At 48.9% G+C, this 13,459-nt stretch carries 10 protein-coding genes and 1 pseudogene; all 11 read right to left on the minus strand.

Annotated features, from left to right (window positions below):
* Positions 1-26 precede the first annotated feature (26 nt).
* Entirely contained in the window at positions 27-2,009 is a 1,983-nt protein-coding gene (locus BFJ94_RS06940) for a methyl-accepting chemotaxis protein (RefSeq protein WP_162944213.1), read from the minus strand.
* A gap of 218 nt (positions 2,010-2,227) precedes the next feature.
* Complete coding sequence (gene tnpA, locus BFJ94_RS06945; RefSeq protein ID WP_120460925.1) at positions 2,228-2,701, minus strand: IS200/IS605 family transposase; 474 nt, start codon at positions 2,699-2,701, stop codon at positions 2,228-2,230.
* A 204-nt stretch (positions 2,702-2,905) separates the two neighbouring features.
* Positions 2,906-4,879: a methyl-accepting chemotaxis protein gene (locus BFJ94_RS06950; RefSeq protein ID WP_120462003.1), complete on the minus strand. Its 1,974-nt coding sequence runs from the start codon at positions 4,877-4,879 to the stop codon at positions 2,906-2,908.
* 250 nt (positions 4,880-5,129) lie between these two features.
* On the minus strand, positions 5,130-5,858 hold the full coding sequence (locus tag BFJ94_RS06955) for an amino acid ABC transporter ATP-binding protein (protein ID WP_120462004.1): 729 nt from the start codon (positions 5,856-5,858) through the stop codon (positions 5,130-5,132).
* On the minus strand, positions 5,851-7,251 hold the full coding sequence (locus tag BFJ94_RS06960; protein ID WP_229716924.1) for an amino acid ABC transporter substrate-binding protein/permease: 1,401 nt from the start codon (positions 7,249-7,251) through the stop codon (positions 5,851-5,853). The genes BFJ94_RS06955 and BFJ94_RS06960 overlap by 8 nt, the downstream gene beginning before the upstream one ends.
* Positions 7,252-7,614: 363 nt before the next feature.
* Positions 7,615-7,839 (minus strand): annotated as a pseudogene (locus tag BFJ94_RS06965) (ATP-binding cassette domain-containing protein); the annotation flags it as partial.
* Positions 7,840-8,048: 209 nt separating this feature from the next.
* Positions 8,049-9,065: a FecCD family ABC transporter permease gene (locus tag BFJ94_RS06970; RefSeq protein WP_438803680.1), complete on the minus strand. Its 1,017-nt coding sequence runs from the start codon at positions 9,063-9,065 to the stop codon at positions 8,049-8,051.
* A gap of 17 nt (positions 9,066-9,082) precedes the next feature.
* A complete protein-coding gene (locus BFJ94_RS06975) occupies positions 9,083-10,129 on the minus strand; it encodes a FecCD family ABC transporter permease (protein ID WP_120465129.1) in 1,047 nt (348 codons plus the stop codon).
* A 93-nt stretch (positions 10,130-10,222) separates the two neighbouring features.
* The gene (locus BFJ94_RS06980) at positions 10,223-11,236 is read right to left on the minus strand and encodes an iron-hydroxamate ABC transporter substrate-binding protein (RefSeq protein WP_120462007.1); all 1,014 of its coding nucleotides are present in this window, start codon (positions 11,234-11,236) and stop codon (positions 10,223-10,225) included.
* 181 nt (positions 11,237-11,417) lie between these two features.
* Complete coding sequence (locus tag BFJ94_RS06985; RefSeq protein WP_120462008.1) at positions 11,418-11,681, minus strand: HPr family phosphocarrier protein; 264 nt, start codon at positions 11,679-11,681, stop codon at positions 11,418-11,420.
* Positions 11,678-13,408: a phosphoenolpyruvate--protein phosphotransferase gene (gene ptsP, locus BFJ94_RS06990; protein ID WP_120462009.1), complete on the minus strand. Its 1,731-nt coding sequence runs from the start codon at positions 13,406-13,408 to the stop codon at positions 11,678-11,680. Before ptsP ends, BFJ94_RS06985 begins: the two co-directional genes overlap by 4 nt.
* Positions 13,409-13,459 lie beyond the last annotated feature (51 nt).

A 13,459-nucleotide genomic window follows, 5' to 3' on the forward strand; every position in this document is an offset into this window, starting at 1 on the left:
CGCTACAATCGCTTCAAGCTAAAGTGCTAGATTTTGAATCTCTTAACTAGCTGCTCCAGTTCATTACTGGATTGACTTAATTCCTCCGCCGATTGCGAGACCGTATCGATCGCCTGCAATTGGTCTTGTGTAGAAGCACTTACCTCTTCGGCTGCAGCCGCGGATTCTTCGGAAATAGCAGACAGACTCTCAATCGACTGTACAACATCATCCTTTAAGGTAGACATCTTCTGTACCTCGCCTGTCACCTGGTTAATCGATTGAATAACCTGCTCCATCAATTCCTGAATCATCGTAAATGCCGTCTCCGTATCTCGCACAGCACCATTCTGTTCTATCGTAATTTCCTTCGTCCGGCTCATCGCCTTAGTCGCACGCTCCGCCTCTTCAATAATACCTAGAATGGTATCACGAATTTCCTCGGTATGCTCGGCTGACTTCTCGGCAAGCTTGCGGATTTCCGTAGCGACTACAGAGAAGCCTTTACCCGCCTCCCCGGCTCTCGCCGCTTCAATCGATGCATTGAGTGCCAGCAGATTGGTCTGACCGGAGATCGCATTCATCAAGGCCACAACATCCTGAATATCATTAATTTTCTCTACAAGTATACCTAACACATTTCCGATCGATTGAATTTCACGATAAGATTCATCTGAACGGGTCTGAAGGACTACCAGCTTCTCCCGGCCATCGACACTCGCCCGCTGTGTCTCATTCGATTTAGTCTGCATATCATCCACAGTTTCTTCGATTAACGTAAATTGGGAAGCCAGTTCACCTGTTACACGCTGCATATTATCCAGATTAGTCGCACTTTCTACCGAGCCCTTGGCCACATCTGACATGGCGTGAGCGATCTCCTCGCTCGTCGCCTTCGTCTCTTCAGACACGGCGCTAAGACTCACTGCCGATTCCGATACATTCTCGGAGGAGACGATAACCTGTGACAGTACCTCACGTACCCTCTGCACCATTTCATTGAAATGACGGGTTAGTTGGCCGATTTCATCCTTCGATTTACTCTCCCCTTGAACCGTCAAATCCCCTTTAGCCATGAGTTGTACTTGCTTCGTTAACTGAATGATCGGTTTGGTAAAATAACGGGCGATGAAGTAAATAATAAAGCTCGCGACTACCATCGCAATCAGGGAGATCACCATATTCGTTCGTTGTACTTGGTTTACAAGCCTTAATAGTTCCTTTTCTTTATAAACGATCCCTATTTTCCAATTCGTACCTTCCAACGTGTTGTAATAGACAATTTTCTTAATATGATCTTCATCGGTGTATTCAAATTTGCCTGAATCCTGATCATATAATGGGGCCATATGCGGATTTTCTTTTATGTTCTCGCCTGCCTTATCCGGATGGGCAATCGCATTGCCTTCGGCATCTAGAATGAAACCATAGCCACCATAGCCCACATTTATTTCATTGACTTGCTCCGTCACTGTACTCAATGGTAGATCCAAAGCGACGACGCCGATCACTTGGTCATGATCTACAATGGCCTTGGCGATGGCTATTTTCATTTGCTTGGCGCTATCCAGATAAGGATTCGTGTATTGGACTTCTTCCGGATTTTTACTCGCTACTTGAAACCAAGGTCTTGTGGTTGGATCATAATTAGCATCATAGGTATTGGATGTATCAGGATCATACATATGCTTGGACGAACTTGCCATATAAATATACGAAACCTCTGGCTTTACCTTTATGTAATTAATCATTTCATTGCGCATTTCTGGCGTTAAATCCTCTTGATCCGCTTGGATGATCGCTTTAAGACGAGGATCCTCACTGAAAACTAAAATATCCTTCGCATAATTGGTAATACGTAAATCCGTCATTTTCATTAACGTTTCCGCCTGCTCGGCTCCTTCGATGTCCAAATCTGCTTTAAAGTTTTTGGACATCTGATTCCCTGTTACGAATTGCGAGACAACCATAATAATTATGAGTAATGCCGCAAAGATGAGAATGAGTTTGTTCTGCAATTTGTTCAACAAGATTTTTCCCCCTAGACATGTTGTAAGATTATGAAGCGATTGGGCCCTACTCATTATATCGACCTTTAGCCCTATAAATCATGACCACCCGTCCAACGGGTGGTTTGCACTTGGGGTATAACCCCCTGTTGCCAAACTGCGCCTAAAGACGCTAGCCTGACCACAAATCTGTTCAGGCTCAGTGTAATTTGTCACTTTCACTAACCAGTTAAACTGGTTTATTTCTTTTTGCTCCTGTTACTGCTAAACGGATCTTCGTACTCTTTTACACTCAACTTATCTATTGCTTGGTCATGTGCTTCTTGTTCACGAATGTATTTTGCTACGGTTGCTTCATTTAGGCCCACTGTACTTACATAATAGCCTTCTGCCCAAAATTTTCGATTCCCATATTTATACTTTAGTTGCGCGTGCTTTTCAAAGATCATTAGCGAACTTTTCCCCTTCAGATATCCCATGAATGTGGACACGGCTATCTTTGGGGGGATCGCTACCAGCATGTGTACATGATCTGGCATCATATGACCTTCCAGGATGTCCACTCCCTTATACTTACATAAACGTTTGAAAATTTCGATTAAGTCTTTCCTCACTTGATTATAGATCTCTTTCCGTCTATACTTCGGGGTGAACACAATGTGGTATTTGCACATCCACTTCGTGTGAGCTAGACTATAGCTCTTGTTTGCCATCTAAGACCATTCCTTTCAATTGAGCCTGAACATCTCAATTCTATCGGGATGGTCTTATTGGTCAAACCCTCGATCCCTCCACCCGCATAGCGGGTGGTTTTTTGTTTCGCGCGTTTCACGCACTCAACTGGCTAAAGCCATAATTAAATAACCTGAGCAAAAAAACAGCTGCTCAGGTTATTCTTCATACCACTTGTTCAAATATTAAATTTTAAATTTCTTCACCAGCTGCTCTAATTCCCCACTTGCCAGACTTAAGGATTCCGCTGATTTCGCAACCGTGTCGATCGCCAGCAATTGATCCTGTGTAGAGGCACTGACTTCCTCTGCCGCAGCCGCAGATTCCTGGGAGATCGCTGATAGATTCTCGATAGACTGAACCACATCATCCTTCAAGCTAGACATTTCCACAACCTGTCCCGACATTTGATTAATCGCATGAATGACCTGGTTCATCAATTCCTGAATCGTCGTAAATGCCGTCTCTGTATCTTTAACCGCACTGTTCTGTTCCATCGTAATTTCCTTCGTCCGGCTCATCGCTACAGTTGCACGCTCCGCTTCTTCTATAATGCCCAGAATGGTATCACGAATCTCCGTAGTATGCTCGGCCGATTTCTCAGCCAGCTTGCGAATCTCGGTAGCGACAACAGAGAAGCCTTGGCCTGCTTCGCCTGCACGGGCTGCCTCGATAGATGCATTCAGAGCGAGCAGATTGGTCTGGCTGGAGATCCCATTCATCGTCGCTACGACTTCCTGGATATCATTGATTCTCTCCACGAGAATGCCGAGCACTTGCTCAATCGACTGAATTTCATGATTGGATTCGTCCGAACGGGTCTGGAGCACAGCCAGCTTCTCGCGTCCATCCACACTTGCCTGCTGTGTCGTGTTGGATTTATCCTGCATATGATTCATCGTATCTTCGATCAGTGTAAATTGAGAATCCAGATCACCCGTTACACGCTGCATTTTATCAAGATTCGTCGCACCTTCTACCGAGCCTTGCGCCACATCCGTCATCGCCCGAGCGATTTCTTCACTGGTCGCCTTGGTCTCCTCGGAGACAGCGCTCAGGCTAACCGCCGAATCCGACAGCTTCACTGAAGAATCGACAACCTGGGACAGCACTCCGCGAATCTTCTGTACCATCTCATTGAAATGACCTGTTAATTGCCCGATCTCGTCCTTGGATTTGACCTCGCCTTGAACCGTCAAGTCCCCATCAGCCATCAATTTCACCTGTTTGGTGAGCTGAATAATCGGCTTCGTAAAGTAACGCGCGATAAAATAAATGATCAGGCTTGCGATCACAATCGAGATGATCGTAATCGTTAAATTCACCATCTGAATCTGATTAACCAGTTTCAATAGTTCCTTTTCCTTGTATACGACACCGACCTTCCACCCGGTGAGCTTCAATGTCGTAAAGTATATTATCTTCTCCGTTCCATTATCGTTATATTGTATTTTCCCTGAATCCTCGTTGTACATTTGCTCTACATAAGACTTGTCCCGTTGATTCTCGCCATCCGAATCTGGGAACACGATCGGATCACCTTGTGAATTCAGGATGAAACCAAAGCCATTGTAGCCTACATTAGTCTCATTCACCTGATCGGTAATATCATCCAGGTTCATATCCAGTGCGTAGACCCCCAGCACTTTATCGTTCTCCACGACAGCCTTGGAGATAGAGACCTTCATTTTCAGACTGATCAGATCCATATACGGCTCGGTAAATTGCACCTCATTCTTATTGTCATTCGCCCGTTTATACCATGGTCTGACGAGAGGATCGTAATCCTTCTCGTACACATTATCCTCCGGATCATACATCCGCTTGGTAGGGTCCCCCATATAAACCGCAGATACCTCCGGGTTAAGCTTAGTATACGATTTCATCTCCTTTATCATAGATGGTGTTAATGAACCTGCTTTGAAGATGTTTTTGATTTCATCCATGTCACTGAAATGCATAACATCCTTCGCATAGTTGTCGAGACGCAACTCCGTTATCTGTGCTAATGCGATGGCCTCTTCAATCCCTGTCTCGTCCAGGTCCTTCTTGAAGCTTTGGCTCATTTGTGAAGTGGTCGCTAACTGCGAGGTGACCATAGCTCCAATCAGCAATACTGCGAAAATGAGTATAAGCTTGTTCTGTAACTTTTTAAACATGATGACGACCTCCTATGTAATGTAAGCGTTACAAAACCATTACTGAGAAGTATGTATAACAACAGTAATGACGCAATAACGTCTCCTAAAAAATTTTAGCATAATTTAACTATATGTGGAATGTCGTTATTGCGAACGATTATTTTACAAGGCTCAACTCCGTCATAATTTCGTCATCGGCATTAGAAAAACCCGTAGAATGGATGATTATATCCACCAACGGGTTTACAAGTTTAACGAGCTTATAAAGTTACAGCACCTTCTCCAGGAAGCTGATCGTACGTTCATTCTTCGGATTGCCGAACACTTCCTCCGGCGCTCCTTCTTCAATAATGTAGCCACCGTCCATGAATACGACCCGGTCCGCGACTTCTCTAGCGAAGCCCATCTCATGCGTTACGATCACCATCGTCATCCCTTCACGAGCCAGGTCCTTCATAACGCCGAGCACCTCGCCGACCATTTCAGGGTCAAGCGCCGAAGTCGGCTCATCGAAGAGCATGACATCCGGATTCATCGCTAGCGCACGAGCGATTGCCACCCGCTGCTTCTGACCGCCAGACAGCTGGCTCGGGAATGATTCAGCCTTGTCAACCAATCCGACCCGCTCCAGCAAGCGCAATGCCGTAGTCCGCGCCTGCTCCGCATTCATTTTGCCCAATTCCATAGGCGCGAACATAATGTTCTTCAGTACGCTGAAATGCGGAAATAGGTTAAAATGCTGGAACACCATGCCGATATTCTCACGCGCCTTATTGATATTCGTCTTCGGATCATTCAGATCATGATCATCGACGGTGACCCGTCCAGCCGTAATTTCCTCGAGACGGTTGATACAGCGTAGGAAGGTACTTTTACCCGAACCGGAAGGGCCGATCAGGCATACGACCTCACCTTCCTGAACCTGCATATCAATTCCCTTTAGCACCTGATTGCTACCATAGCTCTTATGCAATCCTTCAATGCGGATTTTACCCACGGTGCGCCCTCCTTTCGAGATAACCTGAGAGTTTCGTTAGAATCGTGATGACCAGCAGGTACATAATCGCTACGACCAGCCAGATATCGAAGGAAGCGAAGGTTCTGGCGATAATGATCTTACCGGATTGCGTCAGCTCTACAAGGCCGATCGCCGACAGAATCGACGTATCCTTCAGCGTAATCACCATCTGATTGATAAGTGCCGGGATCATAATGCGGATCGCCTGTGGAATAATAATCTTGATCATCGCTTTGCGATAAGGCAGACCCAATGATCGGGCGGCCTCCATCTGCCCGCGGTCAATCGACTGAATGCCGCCGCGGATAATCTCCGTCACATAAGCCCCTGTATTCAAGCTCAGCGTCAAGATCGCCGCCAGGAAGAGCGGCATGGTGAAGCCGAATGCCTGCGGAATACCGAAGTAAATAAAGAAAGCAAGGACGATCAGCGGAATACCGCGGAAGAGATCGACGAATACCGTGGCAACCCCACGCAGGAAGCGATTCCGTCCTACCTTCATAAATCCGAAGATCAACCCGAAGATCAAAGCAATGAACAAGGATACGATCGTATATAGCAGTGTCTTACCAAGACCATTAAGCAGCGCGGGCAGCGATTCCATTATTAGCCCCCAGCGGCTTTGCTGCACCGGTTGGGAAGCATTCTCACCCAGATACTTCTCCAGAATCTGATCATACTGACCGTTCGTCTGCAAATTAGCCAGACCTGCATTGAATTTATTCATAAGCTCCTGATTCATTCCTTTGTTCACCGCGAAGCCATAGGAGCCGCCTACTTCTTTTTCCGTTACGATTTTTAGCCCGTTATTCTGATTAACCCCATAGGCCAGAACGGGATAATCATCAAAGCAAGCTACCGAATTTCCGGTCTTTACATCCTCATACATTTGTGCAGAATCGTCGAAGGGAACGATCGTGAAGCTGTATTCGGCAGCGATCGATTCAGCGAATCGATAGCCCTCGGTGCCGGTCTTGACAGCTACCTTCTTCCCCTGCAAATCTTCATAGCTCTTGACGCTGTCATTATTCTTGCCGATGGCCATCACTACGCCCGATTGAAAATAAGGCTCTGACAGTTCAAATTTCTGCTTGCGCTCCTCCGTAATACTCATCCCGGCGATGACGCCGTCCACCTGCTTCGCTTCCAGCGCCTGAACCGCTGCATTGAAGCCCAGTGGCTTAATCTCATACTTGAAATTCTGATCCTTGGCGATCGCTTCTAACAGGTCCATATCAATCCCGACGAACTTACCGCTGGCATCCTGAAACTCAAACGGAGCAAAGGTTATATCTGTACCTATAACATAGGTTTTGCCCGGAGCCCCTTCCGCTGCGGCATCCCTCACCCAGCCGGACAAGCCGGTCAGCATGAGGAGCATCAAGGATATAGTGAATAATGATAGCTTTCTAAATTTCATATGTCCTCTCCTTCTCTGTCAATTTCCCAATATGATCTCCCCTATTATTTCCCCCATGGCAGGTTTCCTACCATCAGATAATTTATTTTAACAAAAATCACATCGATCCTAAAAATACAATTTCAACCAGAAAGCTTGGAGTTCTACTCATTCATCATGAGGAAAAGCCCGCCGTTAAGCCATTTTCGCTCTCTTTTACAGCCGAAAATTACCTACTGATCAAAGTTTTTTATAAGCCCAATAAACTAAGCCCAATAAACCCGTCTCAAATCGAGACGGGTCAGGTCCTCACTTTGAATTTTATGAACCGAATTGAAGCCCATCCGGCAATGAGCTGATGAACTCATCTAGCTTTGCTCGGCGTACCGCTTCCCAAATTTCCGCATCAGAGGCGCGCAGATTACCATAGGCAATATTTTCACGAATCGTTCCTGAGAAGAGGAAGACATCCTGCTGCACAATCCCGATCTGTCCACGCAGGGAGGCCAGCTTCATGCTGGCGATGTCGATGCCATCCACCGTAATCTTCCCGGATATCTGTCTCGATATTAATACCCAGTTGATGCCCCCAATATGTCACGATGTATTGCAGCAGACTATTAAGCGCATACACAGCCAAAATCAACCATAAACAAGACTTTATAAGGCTTGTAGTAAGCGAGAAATTTCCACAGCAAAGTATACGCTCCTTTCAATAGGGCTGCGGCAGTCCGTCTCACTTGCGGATCCTGCCAGCAGCCCTCCAATTTCTATCGTGAACGACTCAATAAATATAGAAAATAAGGTGCGCCGACAATGGCGACGATGATTCCGGCCGGGATCTCAGACGGCTGCAGAATCAAGCGACCGAGCATATCGGCCACGATAACCATCAGCGAGCCGATCAGTGCGGACGCCGGCAGCAGCGCCTGATGCTTCGGGCCAACGAGCCGTCTGCCCAGATGCGGGCCGATCAGGCCCACGAAACCGATGCCACCGCTCACGGCGACACAGGAGCCAGCCAGCCCCACCGCAGCCGCGAGCAGGACGATCTGCTCCTTGGACACCTTCGCGCCTAGACCAGTCGCCGTCATCTCCCCCAGATTCAGCACATTCATCGTCCGTGCCTTGGAGAAGACGAATGGGAGCAGGATCACGATGAACGGTAATAGGGCGAGAACAAATTTCCAATTCGTTCCCCAGATACTCCCCGCCATCCAGGTCGCCACGAACTGATACTTCTCCGGATTGATCCGCAGTGTGATCACGATGGTCGCGGCGCTGATGCCCGCTGCGACGGCTACGCCTGTCAGCAGCAGCCGCGTAGGCAGCAAGCCCTTGTGGCGCTTGTAAGATAAGGAGAAGATGATCGCGGCGGTCACCCCGGCACCGATCCAGGCCAATACTGGCAGCAGAAATATCGAAGCTGTGCCCATATTCGGATAGTAAGCCACGAAGATTAATACGACCAATCCCGCCCCGGCATTGATGCCGAGAATTCCCGGGTCAGCGAGCGCATTGCGGGATATACCTTGCATAATACAGCCCGACACCGCAAGTCCGGCGCCGATCAGCACGGAAATGACGATGCGCGGCAGACGGAACTGGAACAGGATTAATTCTTCCTTTTCCGTGCCTCCACCGAATAAAGTGCGAATCGTATCCAGCGGAGACAGACGGATAAATCCCGTGTTCATACTTAGCACAAAAGCAATAATGATAAGCAAGCCAAGGATCAGCAATACTGCAATATTATGCTGTTGCTTGCGCTTGTCCTTAAGCGACATCCCATTTGAAGTCTCCATCATAGCTCCCTCACTTCCTTACGTGATATATAGAGGAAGAAAGGTACGCCTATCAGGGCGATCAGGGCGCCGAGCGGCGTCTCATAGGGAGGATTGACCATCCTTGCCGCCAGATCTGCAAATACGACGAGCAGCGCGCCAAGCACTGCGGAGCAGGGAATAATCAAGCGATAATCCACGCCGACCAGCTTCCGCGTCAAATGCGGGATAATCAAGCCCACGAAGCCGACAGCGCCCACTACGGAGACGGCTGCACCAGCCAGAATCAGCACGATGATCGCGCCGACCAGCTTAACCGTTCCGCTACGCAGACCGAGCCCTTTGGCTACATCATCGCCCAAGCTGAGCATCGTAATGGAACGGGACAGGAAAATCGCGCCGACGACAGCCACCAGCACCCAAGGGAACATAATCTTGAGCTGCAGCCAGGTCGTGCCCGCGACTCCGCCCGCATACCAGAAGGCTAAATCCTGCCCGATGCGGAAATATAGAGCGAGGCCCTCGCTAAGCGCCGACAGCAGCGCCGACACGGCCGCCCCGGCCAGCACCAGCCGCAGCGGTGTCAGTCCGCCCTTGACCATAGAGCCGATGCCATAGACCAGCCCTGCGCCGAGCCCTGCACCCAAGAAGGAATATAGAATCAGGTACAGGAACGGCAGACCAGGGAAGAAGGAGAAGCAGAGGGCTAGAGCGAATCCGGCACCGGCATTCAGACCGAGCAAGCCCGAATCCGCCAGTGGGTTACGCGTCATGCCCTGCATAATCGCACCAGCTACGGCGAAGGAAGTACCGACCATGGCCCCGCCGAGTACACGCGGCAGCCGCAGCTCCTGAATAATCTGATGTTGTGTCAGGTCTGGATTATAATGAAAGATCGCCTCCCAGACTGTCGCGAACTTAATTTCCGCAGCCCCGAAGGAGATTGACAGGCCGATGCTGAGGATCAGTGCAACGATGCCTCCGATCATGATCAGCGCTGCGGCCCAGGGTCGGGATCGAAGTGAGAATGATCTGGCCTGCTCATCATCTGGCTGCGTATAATCCATATCTATCTTGCTAAGACTCATCTTTAAGCCACCTTACGTAACAGAATTGAAGCAATAGTATAAATGGCCGCTCACCTAAGCGGCCATCCATGCTTATTTTACCGACAGCAGACTATCCGAGATGAACTTCATCTGCGCTTCGAGCGAGACCGGATCATTGTATGTATCCGCGTTCGGATTCAGCTGAAACACATGACCTGCCTTCACAGCGGGAAGCCCCTTCCAGACCGCGCTATCATAGACGATCTTAGGATCGCTTGAGTCCCCCGCCCAAGGGCAAGTAAAGATGATGTCGCCCGCAAATTCCGGAAGCTTCTCCAGCGAAATTGAAGCCCAGCCGGCTCCGCTATCAATCGCCTCTTTCTGGGCTTCAGGCGGTGCCTTCAGGCCAAATTCATCATAGATGATCTCGCCGCCGCGGCCATAGTTATGACCAAATACATATAGCCCCTTGGCATAAGGATTGAGGATCGAGACGGTCTTGCTTCCGACTGCTGCTTCTACCTGCGGCTTCAGTTCATTGATCCTGGCTTCCCATTGATCCACCCAGTCCTTAGCTGCTTGCTCCTTATTCGTCAGCTTGCCGAAATCGATAATCTGATCTTTATAATTCTTCTTGCCATAGTCGATAGCTACGACCGGCGCGATCTGCTCCAGCTGATCGATGCCCTCTGCACCTGTGAATGTGATGATCAGATCGGGGTTAAGCTCAAGAATCTTCTCCGGTGAAGGATCGATCCCTACATTCTCTACCCCATCCAGTTTCCCTTCAAAATAAGGATTCTCCATCGCTCCTGCCGATACACCTATGGGCTTCACTCCTAGCGCCAGGAAGTAACCGGTATAGAAATTCGTCAAATCGACGATTCGTTGCGGATTTCTCGGCACTTCGATATCTCCGTTGCCTGCTTGGAAGATCACCGTCTCGGATTCTGTCGATTCCGAGCCCTGAGAGGCAGACGCCGCCGGAGCCGTGCCTGAAGTATTACTGCTCTCTCCTGCTCCTGAAGGAGCGGAGTTCCCTGTGGTTTGCCCACATGCTGCCAACAGCACAGCCAGTCCTACCACCAAAATAAATAAAGAAAAAAGCCTTGAAGATTGACGCAAGTCTATCCACCCCTATATAGATGATATTGATAATCATTATCAATATATCATGGGTTAAGTGCACATACAATTGTTTTTATGCGAATATTTCCAAGACGTCCGACATGAGTTTTATACATACACAAAAAAAACCGTCTCAACCTACTGAAAGAATCGGCCAAGACGGCTGTCTATGATTCATCTATTCCTCGTAAATTTGCGTTAGCATCCGGCCAAGCTCCTGAAAGGCCTGCCCTTCTTGCTCCCCATCGACCTCAAGTCTAATCTCATCCCCGGCCGAGATGCCAAGGGTCAACAGCCCGAGCGGACTTTTCCCATTCGCTTGCTTATCACCTTTATATAGAGTCACCTGACAAGGGAATGAATGGGCCTTCTCTGCGAAGGATTTAGAGGGTCGTGCATGAAACCCCTGGGGGTGAATAACTGTGAAAATCTGCGATATCATAGCTTCGCTTCACTCCTAAGCTGGTCATTTACGAAATCAAGTACCTCGGATTGACTGCTCATGTTCAATGTTTGTACAGCAAGCCGTGACCACTCCTGCCTGGATAATCGGGACAACAGTTCCCGTGCAGGAAGCACGGATGATGCGCTCATGCTGAACTCATGCAAGCCGAATCCTAGTAGCAGCGGGATGGCCGAAGCATCCCCTGCCATTTCTCCACACATCCCCACCCATTTACCGTGTCGATCCGCAGCTTGGATGACGAGCTGTATGATACGAAGGATCACAGGATGATGCGGCTGGTATAGATAGGAGACAGATTCGTTCATCCGGTCCGCAGCCATCGTATATTGAATCAGATCATTAGTCCCTATGCTGAAGAAATCTACCTCTTGCGCTAATAGATCCGCAGCAAGGGCTGCAGCCGGAGTCTCGATCATGATACCGATCTCAAACTCACTTGAGACCACGACTCCCTGTTGTACTAGACGAACCCGTTCTTCATCCAAGATCCGCTTGGCTTCACGTAGCTCGCTCAATATGGATATCATCGGGAACATAATACCCAACTTCCCATGCGCGCTTGCCCTGAGTAGTGCTCTTAGCTGCGTACGGAACAGTTCCTCCCGATCCAGACAGAGACGGATCGCCCGCAGACCGAGGAACGGATTCATTTCTTGCGGTAGCTGCATATAACTTAGCTCTTTGTCTCCCCCGATGTCGAGAGTTCGGATGACCACTCGTTTCCCGTTCATTTTCTCCAAAACATGCTTATAGACAGAATATTGCTCCTCCTCCGAAGGAAACGTTGAGCGCCCCATATAGAGGAACTCTGTTCGGAACAATCCGATCCCGTCGGCTCCATTAGCCAAAACCTTCTCCAAATCATCGATCCCGCCGATATTCCCGGCCAATTCCACCTGAACTCCATCCGCAGTCAACGAGGGACGATCTATATAGCTTTTCATTCGAGATACATCCTCTTCATATTTACGCTTACGCTCCGAATAATCTTCCATCTGGTTAGGTGAGGGGTTCACAATAATCTTGCCACTCGTTGCATCCAAAATAACGGTGTCACCTGTTCTGATATGTGACGCATCGGTTCCCGCACCAACGACAGCTGCAAGCTCCAGCGAGCGAGCCATGATGGCAGAATGAGATGTATGGCTGCCGATTTCCGTAACAAAGCCACGTACATAATCCATGTTCAATTGGGCTGTATCCGATGGGGTTAGATCCTTGGCAAACAGGATGGCCTCGTTGCTCAGCTCCGAGAGCGCATGATGTTCACGGCCCTCCAGCTTACTGATCACACGCCTTGTAATATCCTCGACATCTGCTGCCCGCTCGCGCAGCATTTCATTGTCCATCGACCGCAGTGCGTCCATGATCGCTGCCGCTACTTCATACAGGGCAAATTCCGCGCAGACGCCCTCGCTCTCGATCCGGGCCAATGCCGCATCGGTCAATTCCGGATCATCGAGCAGAAATAGATGCGCTTCGAATATCTCTGCCTTCTGTGAGCCCAAGCGCTCAAGGGTCTGTATCCTGATCCGATCGATATCGGCCTTTGCGGATTCAACCGCTTCTTTTAGACGCTGAATCTCGGCAGCTCTGTCTTCAATCTCTTTACGCGGTGGTATGGATTCATCCATGTCCAGCCGGTAAGCCTTCGCAATAGCAATCCCTGGTGAAGCAGGTACGCCCGTCAGTAAATGGCTCATTCCAATCCCTCCTAGTGTTTGATGACCCTTCTATTTCCCGGTCAGCTTATC

Source organism: Paenibacillus aceti (genome assembly GCF_003614185.1).
GTDB classification, from domain to species: Bacteria; Bacillota; Bacilli; order Paenibacillales; family Paenibacillaceae; genus Fontibacillus; species Fontibacillus aceti.

Coding starts and splice junctions, on each gene's coding strand:
- tnpA (WP_120460925.1), bottom strand. CDS start 2,701: ATGGCAAACAAGAGCTATAGTCTAGCTCACACGAAGTGGATGTGCAAA.
- BFJ94_RS06950 (WP_120462003.1), bottom strand. CDS start 4,879: ATGTTTAAAAAGTTACAGAACAAGCTTATACTCATTTTCGCAGTATTG.
- BFJ94_RS06960 (WP_229716924.1), bottom strand. CDS start 7,251: ATGCTGACCGGCTTGTCCGGCTGGGTGAGGGATGCCGCAGCGGAAGGG.
- BFJ94_RS06970 (WP_438803680.1), bottom strand. CDS start 9,065: ATGTCGCTTAAGGACAAGCGCAAGCAACAGCATAATATTGCAGTATTG.
- BFJ94_RS06975 (WP_120465129.1), bottom strand. CDS start 10,129: ATGGATTATACGCAGCCAGATGATGAGCAGGCCAGATCATTCTCACTT.
- BFJ94_RS06985 (WP_120462008.1), bottom strand. CDS start 11,681: ATGATATCGCAGATTTTCACAGTTATTCACCCCCAGGGGTTTCATGCA.
- ptsP (WP_120462009.1), bottom strand. CDS start 13,408: ATGAGCCATTTACTGACGGGCGTACCTGCTTCACCAGGGATTGCTATT.